The 18550-nt window shown below is 56.8% G+C and carries 12 protein-coding genes and 1 pseudogene; 4 read left to right on the forward strand and 9 right to left on the reverse strand.

Going from position 1 to position 18550, the window contains the following annotated elements:
• The 6 genes and pseudogenes from istA to BFP70_RS18395 all read right to left on the reverse strand — a co-directional run.
• Positions 1–1379 (reverse strand): annotated as a pseudogene (istA, locus tag BFP70_RS18370) (IS21 family transposase); the annotation flags it as partial.
• 258 nt (positions 1380–1637) lie between these two features.
• The gene (locus BFP70_RS18375; RefSeq protein ID WP_066013280.1) at positions 1638–2573 is read right to left on the reverse strand and encodes a hypothetical protein; all 936 of its coding nucleotides are present in this window, start codon (positions 2571–2573) and stop codon (positions 1638–1640) included.
• 344 nt (positions 2574–2917) lie between these two features.
• The gene (locus BFP70_RS18380) at positions 2918–4162 is read right to left on the reverse strand and encodes a saccharopine dehydrogenase family protein (protein ID WP_066013282.1); all 1245 of its coding nucleotides are present in this window, start codon (positions 4160–4162) and stop codon (positions 2918–2920) included.
• A 49-nt stretch (positions 4163–4211) separates the two neighbouring features.
• A complete protein-coding gene (locus BFP70_RS18385; RefSeq protein WP_066013360.1) occupies positions 4212–5303 on the reverse strand; it encodes a carboxynorspermidine decarboxylase in 1092 nt (363 codons plus the stop codon).
• Positions 5304–5397: 94 nt separating this feature from the next.
• Entirely contained in the window at positions 5398–6126 is a 729-nt protein-coding gene (locus tag BFP70_RS18390; RefSeq protein WP_083217614.1) for a helix-turn-helix domain-containing protein, read from the reverse strand.
• Positions 6074–6358 (reverse strand): hypothetical protein, encoded by a 285-nt coding sequence (locus BFP70_RS18395; protein ID WP_066013361.1) that lies wholly within the window; start codon positions 6356–6358, stop codon positions 6074–6076. The genes BFP70_RS18390 and BFP70_RS18395 overlap by 53 nt, the downstream gene beginning before the upstream one ends.
• 169 nt (positions 6359–6527) lie before the next feature.
• On the opposite strand from BFP70_RS18395, the gene BFP70_RS18400 reads away from it, so the two are divergent.
• The 3 genes from BFP70_RS18400 to BFP70_RS18410 all read left to right on the forward strand — a co-directional run bounded on the left by BFP70_RS18400 (position 6528) and on the right by BFP70_RS18410 (position 9129).
• Positions 6528–7070, forward strand: coding sequence for a hypothetical protein (locus BFP70_RS18400; protein WP_066013285.1), 543 nt, complete (start codon positions 6528–6530; stop codon positions 7068–7070).
• Positions 7071–7216: 146 nt separating this feature from the next.
• Positions 7217–7846: a ribonuclease HII gene (locus BFP70_RS18405; RefSeq protein WP_066013287.1), complete on the forward strand. Its 630-nt coding sequence runs from the start codon at positions 7217–7219 to the stop codon at positions 7844–7846.
• Between the two features lie 167 nt (positions 7847–8013).
• Positions 8014–9129: a site-specific DNA-methyltransferase gene (locus BFP70_RS18410; protein WP_066013288.1), complete on the forward strand. Its 1116-nt coding sequence runs from the start codon at positions 8014–8016 to the stop codon at positions 9127–9129.
• Between the two features lie 216 nt (positions 9130–9345).
• Here the strand turns inward: BFP70_RS18410 and BFP70_RS18415 are convergent, their stop codons facing one another.
• Positions 9346–11607 (reverse strand): NADP-dependent malic enzyme, encoded by a 2262-nt coding sequence (locus BFP70_RS18415; RefSeq protein ID WP_066013289.1) that lies wholly within the window; start codon positions 11605–11607, stop codon positions 9346–9348.
• A gap of 129 nt (positions 11608–11736) precedes the next feature.
• Between BFP70_RS18415 and mutS the strand changes: the two genes are divergently transcribed.
• Positions 11737–14382 (forward strand): DNA mismatch repair protein MutS, encoded by a 2646-nt coding sequence (gene mutS / locus BFP70_RS18420; protein ID WP_066013291.1) that lies wholly within the window; start codon positions 11737–11739, stop codon positions 14380–14382.
• A 60-nt stretch (positions 14383–14442) separates the two neighbouring features.
• Here the strand turns inward: mutS and BFP70_RS18425 are convergent, their stop codons facing one another.
• Together BFP70_RS18425 and BFP70_RS18430 are read right to left on the reverse strand one after the other, a co-directional pair.
• Entirely contained in the window at positions 14443–15048 is a 606-nt protein-coding gene (locus BFP70_RS18425; protein ID WP_066013293.1) for an outer membrane lipoprotein carrier protein LolA, read from the reverse strand.
• Positions 15049–15135: 87 nt separating this feature from the next.
• Positions 15136–18540: a DNA translocase FtsK gene (locus BFP70_RS18430; protein WP_066013296.1), complete on the reverse strand. Its 3405-nt coding sequence runs from the start codon at positions 18538–18540 to the stop codon at positions 15136–15138.
• Positions 18541–18550 lie beyond the last annotated feature (10 nt).

The raw sequence follows: 18550 nt of genomic DNA on the forward strand, positions 1-18550 counted from the left end.
AGCTCCACCGCGCAGAGGACATCTTCTTCGTTGTGCTGGAGCACCAGTGACAGGATGTCGACCATCTCTCGGTCGCCACCTTCTTTACGCGAGCCATGTGATCCTGCAATTGACGGAAGGCATCGGGCATCTGCGTGAACGGCGCACCATTCCGAAGTGCGCCCGGTTTGCGTTGGAGCGAGGCCTTGTCCGCCATTGGTCCGAGGACAATGGACGAGCGCGAGATAGTGGCGCCAGCCATAGATGACCTTGCCGGGTTTGCGATGAGAACGCTCAATGATCCGCGCATGCTCGCACACCGTTTGCCCTTCAGCGACCACGACCAGCCGATCAGGGTAGACATGCAGGCTGATCCGGCGGTTCGCAAAGCTGGCGGGAACGCTGTAGCGATTGCGTTCGAACGTGATCAGGCATGTGGGTGACACACGCTTACTGTGTTCGATAAAGCCATCGAATGCCAGCGGAAGTGCCATTAGCGTGGGCTTCTCGGCCTCCCACACGTCAGCGATGGACCCCGGTAGAGCCTTGTGCGGTGTCTCCGTCCAAAGGGCGATACAGCGATCTTCAAGCCATTGGTTCAGCTCTGCCAGATCGGCGCAGACCGGCATGACCTGCCACATACGGTTGCGCGCATCCTGCACATTCTTCTCAACCTGACCCTTCCCCCAACCGGCCGCCGGATTGCAGAACTCGGGCTCAAACACATAGTGGCTGGCCATAGCTTTGAAGCGTGCATTGACGTCTCGCTGCTTGCCTTTGCCAACGCGGTCAACTGCCGTCTTCATATTGTCATAGATGCCACGTCCGGGGACGCCGCCAAAAACCCTGAACGCATGCCAATGAGCGTCGAACAGCATCTCATGCGTTTGCAACGGATAAGCGCGTACCAAGAACGCGCGGCTGTGTGACAGTTTGACATGTGCGACCTGCAGTTTGACCCGCTCACCACCGATGTTTGCCCAGTCCTCGCTCCAGTCGAATTGGAACGCTTCGCCGGGTTGGAATACCAAAGGTACAAAGGTGCCGCGCCCCGTCGTCTGTTCCGCTCGATGCCGATCTTCACGCCATGCCCGGGCGAAAGCTGCCACGCGTTCATAGGAGCCGTCATATCCCAGCTTCACCAGATCAGCATGCATTTGCTTCACTGTCCGCCGCTCTTTGCGTGACTTCCGCGTCTGGATTAAAAGCCAAGCTGCCAGCCGATCCGCGTAGGGATCCAGCTTGCTTGGACGCTTGGGCGTCTTGAACTGCGGCTCAACCGCGCCTTCCCGCAGATACTTCTTGATAGTATTCCGAGACAAACCCGTCCGCCGGGCAATCTCGCGTATCGGCATTTTGTCACGCAATGCCCAGCGTCGAATGACACTCAAAAATCCCATGTCGATCACTCCAAATCACCCCAACCAAAACCGTCGGGGAAGTGTGTTCACATGGGTCAATTCTCAGTGACAATTTATGGGGCTACCGGGTCAGTTCTCAGTGACAATCAACAATCCTTACTTCTGGGCCTCCGGCAAATAAGGCGCGGTTCAGTCAGAGATGCGTCGATAATACCGGCTCAATTCTCGGTGACGATCAACCGCCACCTTTGAAGTTTCGGCTATTTATGTGGGGGCCTGTGATCGCCACTCGCGGCGCTATTGCAAGCGTGCAAGCTGCGTTGAAAACGGGTCAAGTGGCAGCACCACACTACCGCCGACCTCGTCACAGTCTGGCATCTCAAGGCGCAGCTGTAATGGTGGTCCTTGCACCGCTGAATTGGCGCGGATGACATCCGCTGTCAGTCGCTGATCGCAGGTTTGCGCCGTGACATCCGCATCAAGCTCCAGCCGGACATCGGTCAATTCCACCGGGGCGGAATAAATCTGCGCATGTCCGTCTGCCGTTTGCAATATTGTCATGAAGCCGCCTGATTGCGCCTGCGCCTCTTGCATGCTGGCTGCGCTCAAATGGCCTGCGGCTCCCCATGCGGCCCCGTGTTCAAACGCGTTCAATCGCAGCCCATCACGGCCTTGGCTGATAACACCCAGCCGGTTCCAGTTTTGCAACTGCGGCACTTGGATCGTACCAAGATAGGTCGCATCGGCCAAGATCAGGCTTGCGTCGATTTCGCGCGCCATCGCGGGCACCTGACCAATCCACAAACCCGAAGAATCCAACGCCACATCCAGGCGCAATCCTGCCACATCCACTTGCGCGGATTGATCCGCATAGCACGGCGCAATCACCCCGATTGAGACCATCGCTTGCGCATCCGCGGTCAGGGTAAACAGCGGCGCGTCGCATCCTTCATCGCCCTGCATAAAGCCGCCGATCACTTCAGAATGGGTCAATGCGGGCACACCAATATCATTGGCTGCCACACGCTGCGGCAATACCGGAAAATCAGTGGCATAGGTTTGGAACACATCCGTTCCAGAACGAAAAACGGCAGACGTTTGGACGATATTCTGCACCTTCAGCGCATGTTGACGTGGCGCATTCGGGGCCTGAACTGTTTGCATGACATGCCCGGTGGTCGCCGCCAAAGCGAATGTCGCCCCGAGAAGCATCAATGTCCGCCAATTTCTCATAGTTGCCTCCGGAATCATCTTCTTCGGAGTATTATCCATGCCAAAAGCGGCAAGCCGATGGCCTCGTCAGGGCATTGTTTACACATTCTTAACCAACTTCCCCGCATATTTGGGGGGTCGAAAGACATCCTCCCCTAAATGCAGGGGCGGCGCATCGGATCTTTCCTTGCGCCGCCCTAATTTCGTCACGGTACAGCCTGAACGGCTTCACAGGTGTTTCCCCAAAGTTTACAACACCACAGATGCCCTGATTGGCCAAAAAAATACTGCCGGTTCGCAAACCGGCAGTATCATACTCATTCAACAGACCACCAAGACCCCTGACGGGGCAGCCCCCGTCTGCCTTAGGCGTTCCAGGCCTTGTCCTCACCACCCAGGCCACCAACCTGAACCCGTGTCGGCAGACCTATGCGGTCCAGCTCGGTGAAGAAGGGTTTAGGGTCCAATTCTTCGACATTTTTCATCGTCTTGGCATCCCATTCTCCGCTTGCGACAAGCAGCGCGGCCGCAACCGGAGGCACACCCGCAGTATAGGAAATACCCTGACTGCCAACCTCTTCATAGGCTTCCTTGTGATCGGCAACGTTATAGACGAACAGCTCAATATCCTTGCCGTCTTTGGTACCTTTCACCAAATCCCCGATGCAGGTCTTACCCGTATAATCGGGCGCCAAAGACGCCGGATCAGGCAAACATGCCTTAACCAGCTTCAACGGCACAACCTCTTGTCCCTCGGCCAAGGTGACGGGCTGCTCAGACAACAAACCGATATTTTTCAAAACGGTAAACACATTGATATAATGCTCACCAAAGCCCATCCAGAAGCGCACGTCGGCCTGCGGGTAGTTGGTTGCCAGCGAATGCACCTCGTCGTGACCCGATTGATAGGCCTGCGACGGACCAACAACCGGCAGATCCCAAGACTTGCCCGATGCGAACATCGACGTCTCTTTCCACTGCTGATCTTCCCAGTAATAAACTGTCCCGGTAAATTCGCGGAAATTGATCTCCGGGTCGAAATTCGTGGCGAAATACTTGCCATGCGAGCCGGCATTGATGTCAACGATATCGATGGATTTCACCTCGTCCATCTGGTCAATCGCAAACCGGGCAAACGCATTCACAACGCCCGGATCAAACCCAGCGCCAAGGATCGCCGTGACCCCTTTTTGGGCGCATAGATCGCGCTTCTTCCACTCGTAATTGGCATACCACGGCGGCGCTTCGCAGATCTTATCAGGCTCTTCGTGGATCGCCGTGTCGATATAGGCCGCGCCTGTTTCGATACAGGCATCAAGCACATACATATTTACAAAAGCCGAACCAACATTGATAACGATCTGCGCATTGGTCTTGCGGATCACTTCAACCACAGCGGCGGTGTCACGCGCATTGACCTCATGCGCGTCAAACGTTCCCTTGACCTTCATCGCGCCTTTATCGTGAACGCTGGCGATGATCGCATCACATTTCGACTTCGTGCGCGAGGCAATATGAAGATCGCCGAAACGATCGTTATTTTGGGCACATTTATGCGCCACGACCTGCGCCACGCCACCGGCACCGATAATCAGCACGTTCTTCTTCACTTCGGCTGTCTCCTTGTTGTTTGCGACAGGGGAAGGGGGCTTTTAACCCTCAGGACAATGAGGATGCGTAATCCTCATAGGTGAATTCGCGGACCGGCGTAATCGTGCCATCCAACTCGCGGATTGCAATTGCGGGCATGGCCACGCCATTGAACCAGTTTTTCTTAACCATCGTATAGCCGGCGGCATCCGCAATACTGACACGGTCGCCAATCGCCAAAGGCGACGCAAAACCTGCATCGCCGAAAATATCCCCCGCCAGACAGGTTTTACCGGCGATTTCATATTCATATGGACCGTTTTTGGGCAATTTCGCGGTTTCGCGGTAGATCAAAAGATCCAACATATGCGCCTCGGTCGAGCTGTCGACGATAGCGATTTTCTTACCGTTATCCAAAATATCCAGCACCGAAACCTCAAGGCTGGCAGCCTGTGTAATCGACGCCTCCCCCGGTTCCAGATAGACTTGGACACCAAGCTTTTGAGAAAATGCTTTCAGCCGCGCGGCGAGTTTCTCCAGCGGGTATCCCTCACCGGTGAAATGGATCCCACCACCCAGGCTGACCCATTCCAATTGCTGCAAGATCGCGCCAAAATCCGTCTCGATCCGGGTCAGCTGCGTGTCAAACAGATCGAAATCGCTGTTTTCACAATTGTAGTGGATCATCACGCCGGAAATCATCGGTAGCGCCTGTTCCAGCCGCGCCAGATCCCATTCACCCAAACGCGAAAACGGCCGCGCCGGATCGGCCAGATCAAAGCCAGAGGTGGAAAACCGTGGATTCAACCGAAGCCCGCGTTCGATATGCGCGGATTTTTCGGCAAAACGTTCCAGCTGACTAAGCGAATTAAAGATGATCTTATCCGCATGGGTGATCGCCTCGTCGATCTCATGATCGGCCCAGGCAACGGAATACCCATGTGTTTCGCGGCCAAATTTTTCGGCCCCCAAGCGCAATTCAAACAGTGACGATGATGTCGTCCCGTCCATGTAATCGCGCATCGTGTCAAAAACCGACCAGGTCGCAAAACATTTCAAAGCCAACAGCGCCTTGGCGCCGGACAGCTCGCGCAATGTTGCGACTTTTTCCATATTCTGGATCAGGCGGGCCCTGTCGAGCAGGTAAAAAGGCGTCTGCATTGGCGTCCCCCGGTTCAGCGTGTATTGCGCCATATAGGCAAGTGCCTTGTCAGGGGCAAGCGACAGCTCTGTGACACTTGCCCAAAAAAGCGGCTTACTCTACCTTCAGCCGCCCCGGGGCCACTGTCAACGTATAGCCCTTGCGGGCGATGTTGCGCACCAACAGCTCTGCGACCAATTGATTGCCCAGCGCGTCGCGCAATCGTTTGATCCGCGTCGCCCCCGCAGATTCGTCACAATCCACCTCGGGCTTGCCCGAAATAACCGATTCGATCTGGCTGCCAGACAGGATTTCATCATCCAATCGCGCCTCGGCCAGAACGGCCAGTGTTTCGATTGCGGCAGGGGTTAGGGTAAAGCTCATATCATTCAACATGACGGCATTTTGCGCACGCAAGATGCGCAAAAATTGCACCTCGATCCCCTGCTTTTGGATCTCGCTCATACGGCGATTCAGCACCACGATCAGCATCAGCAGCACCAGCGCCGCGATCAACAGCGCGCTGGCAAAGATCAGCAGAATGAAAATGATCACCCGGTAGCTTTGCAACACTTCGGAAAATGCAGTGCCCGATTGTGCCAAAACCTCCAACAGCCGCAATTCCGTGGGCGCAGTCAGCGCGTCATTGGCAACAAAGATCCGCTCTACCCGTGCGTTGAACACATCGGCATCGGGCAATGACAAAAACAGAAAGCCTGCCGCCAGTGCCAAAATCACGGCGATCGCCACCACCCCCCAGACCACCGCCCGCTGGCCTGCCCGTAAGCTATCAGTAACGGAGGTAATAGGGCCCGGCACTGGCTTTCCTTTCTGCAAGACCATCTTCGCCAAATGTGGACAAGATTGTCAAAAGATGCCAGCCCGCCGCCTGTAAGCGCGGCGTCAATACGCGGGCCGCTGCTGGTTTTGTACAGGCCTCATCAGGGAGCTGCGCCACCCCATAATGCAGCCGCAAGGGATTGTCCTGCTTTGCCTTATAATCGGCATAGCAAGCAGCCTGCGCCGGGGCAGACAAGGCCATGACAGCCGCAAGAAGGATCAAAAGATGTTTCATGCGCCCAACCCTGCGCTTTTGCCAATTGTCATTCAATAGCAAAGGCTTTGCACGGGTTGTCATCAGATAACAAGGCGCTGTGATTGCCTGTCTTGGCAAGAACGCACGACGGTGGGCGTATCGAAACTGCGGCGCCATGCAACTGGCCCGCCTGACAGGAGATCCTGCTATGATCCGCCTTAAACAACTGACCACCGCTGTGACCTGTATCGCACTGGCCTGCGCCGCAGCCAGTCCCGCAGCGGCCCTTAGCGCGAAAGAAAAGCAAGCCTTGGGTGTTTTGCTGGGCATAGGTGCCGTGGCTGTGCTGGTCGACAAGATGGACGACGACAAAGACAAGAAACGTGTCCGCGCCCATGCCCAGTCCCAGCGCGGCCCAAGCCCCGCCGAAATCCGCCGCCAACAGGCCCTGCAAGATGCCGCCGCCCAGCGCGATGCACGCCGCCGCGCAGAAGCACAGGCCCGCCGCGATGCCGAACGCCGGCATACGACGCGCTTTGATCGTCGTGACCCTGTTCCTGCCGCCTGTCTTCGTAACGTGCAGGCACGCCACGGCACCACCACTGTCGTCGGCAAACGCTGCGCTGATCGTCGCACAGACACCCGCCTGCCCCAAGCCTGTGCCTTTGATATTCGTGACCAGGGCCGCACTCGCGCAGTTTACGGCACTGGTTGTCTGCAAGATCGCGGGATCCGCATCAGTCGCCGCTAAGCCCTGCGGCCCGGTCTTTTGATGCACTCCACCGTGGCCAAGGACGAAAGGCAGGGCCAATGTGCCCTGCCTTTTGCGATGCCCCCTGCCCCGAAAGATGGGCGCGGATGGCTTGACCTGCCCGCCGCGCCACGGCAGGGAAAGACATGAGCAAAACCGTCCCAGATTTCAGTTTCGAACAGGCCGCAATTTTGCGCGGCTTTCATCATATTGCAGGCGTAGATGAAGTCGGCCGTGGCCCCTTATGTGGCCCCGTCACCGCTGCTGCCGTGATCTTGCACCCCGATCACCTGCCAGACGGGCTGAACGATTCGAAAAAGCTCAGCGCGAAACGCCGGGCGGCATTGGTCGATCAGATCAAAGACCACGCGATATGGTGCATTGCCGAAGCCAGCGTGGAAGAGATCGACACACTTAATATCTATCACGCGTCGCACCTGGCAATGGTACGGGCGGTGGCCGGCCTGTCGACGCAACCCGACCATATATTGGTCGATGGCAACCGTATTCCGGCTGCTTTGACCCAATCGGCAGAGGCCATCGTAAAAGGTGACGCAAGGTCAGCGTCGATTGCAGCCGCTTCAATCCTCGCGAAAGAGGCGCGCGATGCCTTGATGGTGGATTTGGCGCAACAGTATCCTGGCTATGGCTGGGAGCAAAACGCCGGTTACCCTACGGCCGCCCATCTAAAAGCGTTGCAAAAAAACGGCGTCACCCCTGTTCATAGACGTTCGTTCAAGCCAGTCCACAATATATTGTGCAAGCCCAAAATCTAAGCCGCTGATTTAATAAAGAAATTGACCCTCTGAACGCAAAGCCGCATCATTAGGGCACAAGATCGGGAAAAATCCCGGCAACTATCGAGCAAGCAGACCAATACAAGAAATTGACCGGGAAAACCCGGCGGTTGTCCTTTTGGCGACGGGCAGTATACGAGGCAAGAATGACCAAAGCGAAGACGCGGACGGCGCAGGCCGATCTTCCGCTCAACCAGATTTTGGCTGGCGATTGCATTGAACATATGAACGCACTGCCTGAAAGCAGTGTCGATCTGATCTTTGCCGACCCACCCTATAACTTGCAATTGCGTGGCGAATTGCACCGTCCCGACAATTCACGCGTGGATGCGGTGGATAATGATTGGGATCAGTTCCAATCCTTTCAGGCTTATGATGAATTCACCCGCGCATGGCTGGCAGCGGCACGCCGCATCCTAAAGCCAAACGGGGCGATTTGGGCCATCGGATCCTATCACAACGTGTTCCGTATGGGCGCAGAGCTGCAAAATCAGGGGTTCTGGATCCTGAATGATGTGGTTTGGCGCAAATCGAACCCAATGCCGAATTTCCGTGGCAAACGGTTCACCAATGCGCATGAAACGCTCATCTGGGCCTCAAAATCCGAAATCGCGAAGCCCACCTTCAACTATGAGGCGCTGAAGGCGCTTAACGAAGGCGTGCAGATGCGCTCTGACTGGGTCATTCCAATTTGCAACGGTGGCGAACGTCTGAAAGACCATATGGGCAACAAGGCCCATCCGACGCAAAAGCCAGAAGCCCTGCTGCACCGTGTAATCATCGGCACCACCAATCCCGGCGATGTTGTGCTGGACCCATTCTTTGGCACAGGCACATCAGGTGCAGTCGCCAAGATGCTGGGCCGCAATTACATCGGGATCGAGCGCGAAGAAACCTATCGTCAGGTCGCACAAGAGCGTCTATCGCGTGTGCGCAAGCTGGATAAAGAGGTTCTGCAAGTTACCAGCTCAAAACGGGCCCAACCGCGTGTTCCCTTTGGCCAGCTGGTCGAACGTGGCATGCTGCGCCCGGGCGAAGAGCTGTTTTCGGCAGGCAATCGGTTCAAAGCCAAGGTCCGTGCAGACGGCACCTTGATCGGCGACGATGTCAGCGGCTCCATCCATCAAGTGGGTGCGCAGCTGGAAGGCGCCCCAAGCTGCAACGGCTGGACCTATTGGCATTACAAACGCGACGGCAAAATGGTGTCGATCGACAGTTTGCGTGCCCAAATCCGCGCCGAAATGGGCGAACGCCTGAACTAATCCATTCTTACAGTCACACGGATAACCCCGCGCGCGGCTTGCTGTGGGGTATGTGACCGCCAGTGCCCGAGGGTCCGCCTCGTGGGCACGAACTTGCCCCGCCATTTTTATGGCGGGGTCTTTTTGGTTTTGAACCGCGCGCACAGATCACAGCATCAAAAAAGCGGCCACGCATAGGCGCAGCCGCTTTTGAAGGATTTCAGGACCAAGTGGCGATTAATGCCCGATATTGCACGCGGCAATCGCTGCGAGGTTCAAGATATCATTCACCGTTGAGGTGCTGGAGCAGATCTGAATCGGATGGCTGATGCCCGTCAACATCGGGCCAATCACGGTTGCCCCAGCCATTTCCTGCAGCAACTTGACCGAGATAGAGGCCGAATGTCGCGCCGGCACCACCAAAACATTGGCCGGCCCCGACAGACGGCAGAATTCATACTGCTTCATCACCTCGGGGTTCAATGCGACATCCACGGCCATTTCGCCGTCATATTCAAAATCAACGCCGCGCGAGTCCAAAACCTGCGGCGCAAGATGCATCTTGGTCGCGCGTTCTGACACCGGATAGCCAAATGTCGAGAATGAGCAGAAGGCCACTCGCGGCTCAAGCCCAAGGCTGCGCGCAACATGCGCCCCACGGATCGCGATATCAGCCAAATCGTTTTCATCAGGCCATTCATGGGCCAGCGTATCGCCAATCAGGACGATTTTACCCTTGTATAGCAGGGCAGAAATGCCAACGGCACCGCCATCGACATCGGCATCGACAACCTTATTGATCCGCTCCAGCACATGTGCAGATTTCCGTGTGGCGCCGGTAATCATCGCATCGCCATGTCCACGCACCAATTTAAGCGCCGCAAAAATATGGCGGTCACGCGTGGCCATTTTATGGGCATCTTCTTGGTCAACGCCTTTGCGCTGCAACCGCTGATATAGATAATCGCGGTAATCATCCAAATGTTTGGAATTGGCAGCGTTGACGACCTGCAGCTCGCGGTAGGCATCGCCCATCCCGGCCGCTTCGAGCTTTTCACGCACCTCTGCCTCACGGCCCACAACGACCGAACGGCCCATACCAGAGCGCTGCCACGCCACTGCAGCACGCAGCACACGCGGGTCATCACCCTCGGCCCAGATCATCCGTGCCTGTTTTGCCCGCGCCCGGTTATGGATCCCCTCAAGGATGGACGCCGTCGGATCCATACGCGCCTTCAGACTTTGGGCATAGCCATCCATATCAATGATCGGGCGCCGCGCCACGCCAGTGTCCATACCCGCCTTTGCCACCGCTGGTGGGATCACATGAATCAAACGCGGATCGAACGGGGTTGGAATGATATAATCACGCCCGAAGGTCAGCTTCCGGCCATAGGCCACGGCAACCTCATCCGGAACATCCTCGCGTGCCAATTCCGCCAAGGCCTGTGCGCAGGCAATCTTCATCTCATCGTTGATCGCGCGGGCATGAATATCCAAAGCCCCACGGAACAGATAGGGGAAGCCAAGAACGTTATTCACCTGATTGGGGTAATCTGAACGCCCTGTGGCGACAATCGCATCCTCACGGACCTCATGTGCCTCTTCGGGTGTGATCTCTGGATCGGGGTTCGCCATCGCAAAGATCACCGGGTTGTCCGCCATCGAAGCAACCATTGCCTGGGTCACCGCGCCCTTGGCCGAAACGCCCAAAAAGACATCGGCGCCCGACATCGCCTCTTCCAAGGTACGCGCGTCGGTATTGGCGGCATGGGCGGATTTCCATTGGTTCATATTTTCGGTGCGACCTTGATAGATCACACCTTTGGTGTCGCACATGATGCAATTGTCATGCTGCGCACCCATCGCCTTGACCAGCTCTAGGCAGGCGATCCCCGCAGCGCCAGCCCCGTTCAAAACAATCTTACAATCTTCGATCTTCTTACCGGAGATTTCCAACGCATTCAAAAGCCCAGCGGCGCAGATGACCGCCGTTCCATGCTGATCATCATGGAACACGGGAATATCCATCTGTTCCTTCAGCGTCTGCTCAATGATGAAACATTCCGGTGCTTTGATGTCTTCCAGATTGATGCCGCCAAATGTCGGCTCCATCAATTTGACGGCGCGGATGATCTCATCAGGGTCTTGTGTGTCCAGCTCGATATCAACCGCGTTCACATCGGCGAATTTTTTGAACAGTACCGCCTTACCTTCCATCACGGGCTTGGACGCCAAAGCGCCCAGATTGCCCAGACCAAGGATCGCAGAGCCATTGGAAATCACGCCAACCATATTGCCTTTGACGGTGTAATCATACGCGCGCTCAGGGTCTTTAGCGATTTCTTCAACCGGAACCGCAACGCCGGGGCTATAGGCCAGCGAAAGGTCACGTTGCGTGGTCATCGGGGTCGACGGCGTGATGTCGAATTTTCCCGCACGCGGTTCAAGGTGGTAACTAAGCGCATCTTCGCGCGTGATCTTGGTTTTGCTGGACATAGGGCCATTCCTCCTGCAGACGACCTGTCTTAACCAAGCGGTGCCGCGCGCTCAATGGAATTGCGGTATCGGCACTGCTTTTGTAGGGTGCGCGACGGATTGAACGCGTGCGTTTTCAAAGGGGATCTCATGGCAAAGCCGACCGTCACACCTATGATGGAGCAATATTTGGGGATCAAAGCCGCCAATCCGGGCGCGTTGCTGTTCTACCGAATGGGCGATTTCTATGAGATGTTCTTTGACGATGCGGTGGCCGCAGCCGCAGCGCTGGATATCGCGCTGACCAAACGCGGCACGCATGAGGGCAAGGATATCGCCATGTGTGGCGTGCCCGTCCATGCCGCCGAGGGCTATTTGCTAACATTGATCCGCAAAGGGTTTCGCGTGGCCGTCGCAGAGCAGCTGGAAGACCCGGCAGAGGCAAAAAAGCGCGGCTATAAGGCGGTCGTGAAACGCGATGTGGTGCGTCTGGTCACGCCGGGCACCTTGACCGAGGAATCCTTGCTGGAAGCGCGGCGCCATAATTTTCTGGCCGCGTATTCGTGCATGCGAGATGAGGGCGCATTGGCCTGGGTCGATATTTCAACGGGCGAGTTTCGCGTTATGGCCTGCCCCCTGCCACGGCTTGGCCCCGAGCTGGCCCGGCTAAGCCCACGAGAGCTGTTGATCAGTGATATGATCGAACCGGATGTCGCGCCAATCGCACAGGATATGCAGGCGGCCCTGACGGTGCAGCCGCGCGCGTCATTCGACTCTGGTGCCGCGCAAAACCGGTTATGCGACCTTTATGCCGTGGGGGCGTTGGACGCTTTTGGCAACTTCTCCCGGGCGGAAGTGTCCGCCATGGGGGCCATCGTCGATTATCTGAATATGACCCAGCGCGGCAAATTGCCATTGCTGCGCCATCCCACCCGTGAAGAGGCCGGACAAATCGTTCAGATCGACGCCGCGACCCGACGCAATCTGGAATTGACACAGGCGCTGTCAGGGGGGCGTGACGGATCGCTGCTACATGCAATCGACCGCACGGTGACCGCCGGTGGCGCGCGACTTTTGGAACGCAGGATCGCTGCCCCTTCACGCGATTTGGCACAAATCCATGCGCGCCACGGTGCGGTGCGTTTCATGCTCAATGACGGTCGCTTTTCTGAAGATCTGCGTAATAATTTGAAACGCTGTGCGGATATGGATCGGGCCCTGTCGCGGCTGGCGCTGGACCGGGGCGGCCCGCGCGACATGGCGGCCATCCGGAACGCGCTGGCGCAATCCGGGATCATTGCAGAACAAATCCTGCGCTCTGACGCGCCAGAGCTTTTGAAATCTGCAGCCAATGCCCTGTTGGGCCATGATAACCTTGTTGCCCTGCTGGATGCTGCCCTGATTGCAGAGCCACCTTTGTTAAACCGCGATGGCGGATTTATCGCGCCAAGCTATGACGAGGATCTGGACCAAACCCGCAAACTGCGCGATGAGGGCCGCGGCGTAATCGCTGGAATGCAGGCACAATATGCCCAAGACACAGGCATTTCCGCACTGAAAATCAAGCATAACAACGTGCTGGGATATTTCATCGAATGCACGGCCACCCACGCAGAAAAAATGCTTAGCGCGCCGCTGTCAGAACGGTTCATCCATCGCCAAACCACGGCCAATCAGGTCCGTTTCACAACCGTCGAATTAAGCGAGCTGGAAACCAAAATCCACAACGCCGGGTCGCGTGCGCTGGAAATTGAAAAACGGCTATATGACAGCCTGAAACAGGCGATCTTGGCGCAGGCGGGGCCGATAGGCGACGCATCGCGCGCATTGGCAGAGGTGGATCTGACCAGCGCTTTCGCAGATCTGGCACTGGGCGCAGATTGGACCGAGCCGCGCGTCGATGGCTCCCGTGCGTTCGACATCACAGGCGGGCGCCATCCGGTGGTCGAAGCCGCGCTTAAACGCTCGGGAGAGCCTTTCATCGCCAATGATTGCGCACTGACCGATGACAGCACCCCTGCTATCTGGTTGCTGACCGGCCCAAACATGGCAGGTAAATCCACATTCCTGCGCCAGAACGCAATTATTGCGCTGCTGGCACAAGCTGGCAGTTTCGTGCCTGCAACCCGGGCGCATATCGGTCTGGTCAGCCAACTGTTCTCGCGCGTAGGTGCCGCAGATGATCTGGCGCGCGGGCGGTCGACTTTTATGGTGGAAATGGTCGAAACCGCTGCAATTTTGAATCAGGCCGATGACCGCGCCCTGGTGATCTTGGATGAAATCGGCCGTGGCACAGCAACCTATGACGGGCTGTCGATCGCCTGGGCCGTAATGGAGCACCTGCATCAGACCAACCGCTGCCGTGCGCTTTTCGCCACCCATTACCATGAGATGACGGCCCTATCGGCCAAGCTGGATGGCGTAGAAAATGCCACCGTTTCGGTCAAGGAACATATGGGCGATGTGATCTTCTTGCATGAGGTAAAAAAGGGTGCGGCAGATCGGTCTTATGGTGTGCAGGTCGCCCGGCTGGCCGGGTTGCCGCAAACGGTGGTGGACCGTGCCCGCGTGGTGTTGGATGCGCTGGAACAAGGCGACCGTGAAAGCGGATCACGCAAACAGATGGTGATTGATGATCTGCCGCTATTTTCGGCTGCGCCACCACCACCCCCTACCGCCCCTGCCGCACCCTCAGATGTGGAGGCGCAACTGCGCGATCTCAACCCAGATGACCTAAGCCCGCGCGAAGCGTTGCAAGCGCTGTATGATCTGCGCCAGCTCCTGCCCAAGGCATAAAAAACCGCCCCGCACCATATTGGCGCAGGGCGGTTACAGCTTTCCCGAATTGAGGCAGGTTTAGCCCCCGCGCTTAATTTGTTCTGTCTTGATCGAAAATAGCGAAGCGCCCATCGTGCCGCCTTTTTGTAAATCCCCCAGAATCACAGTGGTTTTCGCGCCGGTATCATCGGTCACGACCCATTGGCGCAATTCTGTCGGTTGGGCGGTGAACACCATCTGAATATTACCATATTCCGGATGCGCCGGATCTTGCGCCGTGACGATAGTCTTGGCGCCATCCTCACGGTGGTTGGTGACCATCCCCGATTGCGCCAAATTTACATTCCGATCCAAGATCAGCTTCAACGGCGTCTTGGACAGCGGATATTGTTCAGGCCGCGACAGGTTCGACTTTCCATCGAAAATCCCGACCTGACTACCGCCAGCAATCACCAATGTGTTGTCATTGTCATATTCAAACCGCGCCCGACCGGGGCGTTTGATATAGACAGTCCCGGTTGAGATCGAGCCATCGGCATTCACCTGGGTGAATTTCGATTGCACGGTCGTCAAGCCGTTCAGATAATTTGAAATTTGTCCCAGCGGGATCGCATCCGCAACTGCGGGTACGGCCAGGGCAAGGGCGAAAACGGGCGCAAGCGCGATGCGAAAAATCTGTTTCATACAGCCTAAGCTAGGTAGATTTTCGGAAATAAAAAGCCCCACCAGATCAACTCCGGCGGGGCTTTGATCACATAAGATCCAAGAATGTTACGTTTCAGGGATCAAGATCTCTCGTTTGCCGACATGATTGGCGCTGGACACGACATGCTCTGCTTCCATCTGCTCCACCAAACGGGCAGCTTTGTTATAGCCGATGCCTAGTTTTCTCTGGATATAAGAGGTTGAGCATTTGCGGTCCTTCGCCACAATCGCCACGGCCTGATCATACAGCGCATCTTCGCCGCCGGTGTTCCCCCCGGTGTTCAGGCCCAGAACTGCGTCGATATCGCTGGCTTTTTCATCCTCGGGGCCTTCAACCACGCCAGACATATAGCTTGGCGGACCGAAAGATTTCAGATGGTTGACGATTTCCTCAACCTCTTCATCCGATACGAACGGGCCGTGAATACGGGTCAGGCGTGAACCGGTGCCCATATACAGCATGTCGCCCATGCCAAGCAGCTGTTCTGCGCCTTGTTCGCCCAAAATCGTGCGGCTATCAATTTTCGACGTAACCTGGAAAGAGATCCGGGTTGGGAAGTTCGCCTTGATCGTTCCGGTGATCACGTCCACCGACGGTCGCTGTGTCGCCATGATCAGGTGAATCCCCGATGCCCGTGCCATCTGCGCAAGACGCTGAATGCAAGCTTCAATCTCTTTGCCCGCAACCATCATCAGGTCGGCCATTTCGTCAACGATCACGACAATATAGGGGAAAGGCTCTGGCTGGAATTCATCGGTTTCAAACACGGGCTCGCCGGTTTCTTCATCAAAGCCGGTCTGCACGGTGCGCTTGAACATCTCTCCCTTCGCAAGGGTTTCTTTCACGCGGCCGTTATACCCTTCGATATTGCGCACGCCCATTTTGGACATTTTGCGATACCGGTCTTCCATTTCACCCACGACCCATTTCAACGCGACAACCGCCTTTTTGGGGTCGGTCACAACCGGGGATAACAGATGCGGGATACCGTCATAGACCGACAGTTCCAACATCTTCGGGTCAATCATGATCATCCGGCATTCTTCTGGCGACAGCTTATACAGCAGCGACAAAATCATCGTGTTGATTGCGACGGATTTACCCGAGCCGGTGGTCCCTGCAATCAGCAAATGCGGCATCTTGGCAAGGTTGGCAACAATCGGGTCGCCGCCAATATCTTTGCCCAACGCCAAAGGCAAACGCATATTGCTGTCGCCAAAATCGCGTGCTGACAGAATCTCGCGCAGCACCACCTTTTCGCGATGATCATTTGGCAATTCGATACCGATTACGGTGCGCCCCGGCACGGTCGACACGCGCGCCGACAGCGCCGACATGGACCGCGCGATATCATCGGCCAAACCGATCACACGGCTGGCTTTCAGGCCCGGCGCTGGCTCCAGCTCATACATGGTGACAACGGGGCCAGGACGCACCGAGACGATTTCACCCTTAACGCCGTAATCATCTAGAACATTTTCCAACATCCGCGCATTTTCTTCCAATGCCTCATCGGCCAATTGGTGGCGTGTGATCGATGCGGGGTTGGTCAATAAGTTCAGCGGCGGCATTTCATAAGCCAGTTTCGGCTTTGGTTCAAATGCCAGCTTCGGCTGTTGTTCTTCAATCGCCTGTTTTGACGGGGCGATTGGCTTTTTCACCGGAGCCATCACGCGGCGCGCAGGGGCTTCAGGGATTACCTTGCGATCCAGCCCGACAGGGCGAACCGAGGCCGGCAGAGACGGGATATCATTATCCTCATCTGGCATGCCAAATTGCGCCATATCACCGTGGTCGTCACCGTCATCATCGGCGCTGGGATCAAATTCCGGTTCAATCGCCGCAGGCATATCGTTGACAGCACGGCGCTGCAGCGGCTGATAGCCCGCAGCTTCGGCAACAGGCGCTTCGGCAGATGTGTCTGGTGCAGCGGCGCGGGCTGACACGGTGCCGAATTCTTCCCCCAATGGGGCGAATGCGTCGACCTCGAAGCTATCGAATTCGGTCGGCATCGGCTCGATCTCATCCATATGATAGCCCTGATCGGCCCAATGCGCGTCTTGCATGCCCAGCGCCGTCTCTTGCGCCATGGGGGGCACAGCCGCCGGACGCGGTGCCGGAGGGGCCGTCGCCACCCGCGGCGCGGTGCCCGGCATAAAGCGTGGTGTCGCCTTCAGCGGTGGTTCAACCTTCAAGGTGGGTTCGATGCGCGGTTCAACACGGGCAGCCGGCGCAAGCTTGGGCCCGCGTGCCAGACGGCGTGCCACCGCAGCCATCACCGAAGCAGGCGCAGCAGGCTCTGGTTCTGGCGCTGCGACAGGCGCGGAAACAGGGGCATAGGCCACTGGTTCACGCTCTGGGTCCGCCCATGCCATTGGCGCTTCCTGGCCGCGATAAACCTCGTCATAGATCTCGTTATCGGCCGGTGCATACAGCGCGGGTTCGGCCCGCAATTGTGGCTGCGCGCGACGTTGATGCACGGCCTCTGCAATGCGCGCCTTGATGCGATCTTCGGTCGGCGCAGCCGCTGGTACAGGATGATAGCTGTCGTAATCTGCCTCGACCAATTCGGGCGCCAGGTCTGCATAGTCCGGTTCGGCATACTGCGTTTCAGGGCGGATGATCCGCGACAACAGGCCAGACTTCGCAACAGGCTGCGGCGCATAGTTGTCATCCGCATAGGTTTCATTGTCATAATTAGCCTGCAGCAATGCCTGCTGCTCATCCCACACGGCCTGTTCTGCGGCACGCGCCCGTGCGGCCTCACGACGATCGCGCGCACGTTCTGCCGCGTGGCGTGCCGCCAGCACCGATGCCGACGCCCCACGTCCCAACAAGGTCATCAACCCCGCATAGACCGCCGCGGAACCAAGATACAGAAAACGACCGATGGTTTTCAGCTCTGGCTTGGTGAAGCCCAACACGAACACCGCCATGCCGACGCTAAGCACCGTGAACAGTGCAGATAGGAATTTAAGCCCAAAACCAGATGACACACCCAGGATTTCAATCACAGACCCGGCAATCATATCACCGAAATTGCCACCCATCCCGTAGATGACACCCCATTCGGCATCCGGTTCCAAAAAGGCCGCATGCACAGACACAAGCGCAATGGCCAATGGCAGGAAAATTGCGCGCGACATCACGCGTTCTTCCCCACGGTGCAAGATAAACCGCAGCCCCCATGCACAGGCACCCGCAGGCAGCAGCCATGCACCGTGGCCGATGATGAACATCAAAGGAGAGGCGATCCCAGCCCCGATCCGCCCCAGCCAATTCGCCACAGGCTGATCCGATGACGCCATCCAACTGGGATCTTCAGGCGAATAGCTGCCCAACAACATGGCAAACAGCAAAGCAGCAAAAACCAGTGCCGCCCCCATCAATTCTTTACCGCGACGTTCTAGGGCGGCTTGGGTATTGCTGTCGAACAGCGGATCGCGTTGTCTCATCGGAAATGATGCCATCTTGTCCCGT

Source organism: Thioclava sp. SK-1 (genome assembly GCF_001705665.1).
Classification (GTDB): Bacteria; Pseudomonadota; Alphaproteobacteria; order Rhodobacterales; family Rhodobacteraceae; genus Thioclava.

Excerpts from the sequence above, each read along its gene's own strand:
- BFP70_RS18385 (WP_066013360.1), bottom strand. The coding sequence starts at position 5,303 with ATGCAGACGCCTTTTTACCTGCTCGACAGGGCCCGCCTGATCCAGAAT.
- BFP70_RS18430 (WP_066013296.1), bottom strand. The coding sequence starts at position 18,540 with ATGGCATCATTTCCGATGAGACAACGCGATCCGCTGTTCGACAGCAAT.
- BFP70_RS18415 (WP_066013289.1), bottom strand. The coding sequence starts at position 11,607 with ATGTCCAGCAAAACCAAGATCACGCGCGAAGATGCGCTTAGTTACCAC.
- mutS (WP_066013291.1), top strand. The coding sequence starts at position 11,737 with ATGGCAAAGCCGACCGTCACACCTATGATGGAGCAATATTTGGGGATC.
- BFP70_RS18390 (WP_083217614.1), bottom strand. The coding sequence starts at position 6,126 with ATGGTCTTGCAGAAAGGAAAGCCAGTGCCGGGCCCTATTACCTCCGTT.
- BFP70_RS18395 (WP_066013361.1), bottom strand. The coding sequence starts at position 6,358 with ATGAAACATCTTTTGATCCTTCTTGCGGCTGTCATGGCCTTGTCTGCC.
- BFP70_RS18375 (WP_066013280.1), bottom strand. The coding sequence starts at position 2,573 with ATGAGAAATTGGCGGACATTGATGCTTCTCGGGGCGACATTCGCTTTG.
- BFP70_RS18410 (WP_066013288.1), top strand. The coding sequence starts at position 8,014 with ATGACCAAAGCGAAGACGCGGACGGCGCAGGCCGATCTTCCGCTCAAC.
- BFP70_RS18400 (WP_066013285.1), top strand. The coding sequence starts at position 6,528 with ATGATCCGCCTTAAACAACTGACCACCGCTGTGACCTGTATCGCACTG.
- BFP70_RS18425 (WP_066013293.1), bottom strand. The coding sequence starts at position 15,048 with ATGAAACAGATTTTTCGCATCGCGCTTGCGCCCGTTTTCGCCCTTGCC.
- BFP70_RS18405 (WP_066013287.1), top strand. The coding sequence starts at position 7,217 with ATGAGCAAAACCGTCCCAGATTTCAGTTTCGAACAGGCCGCAATTTTG.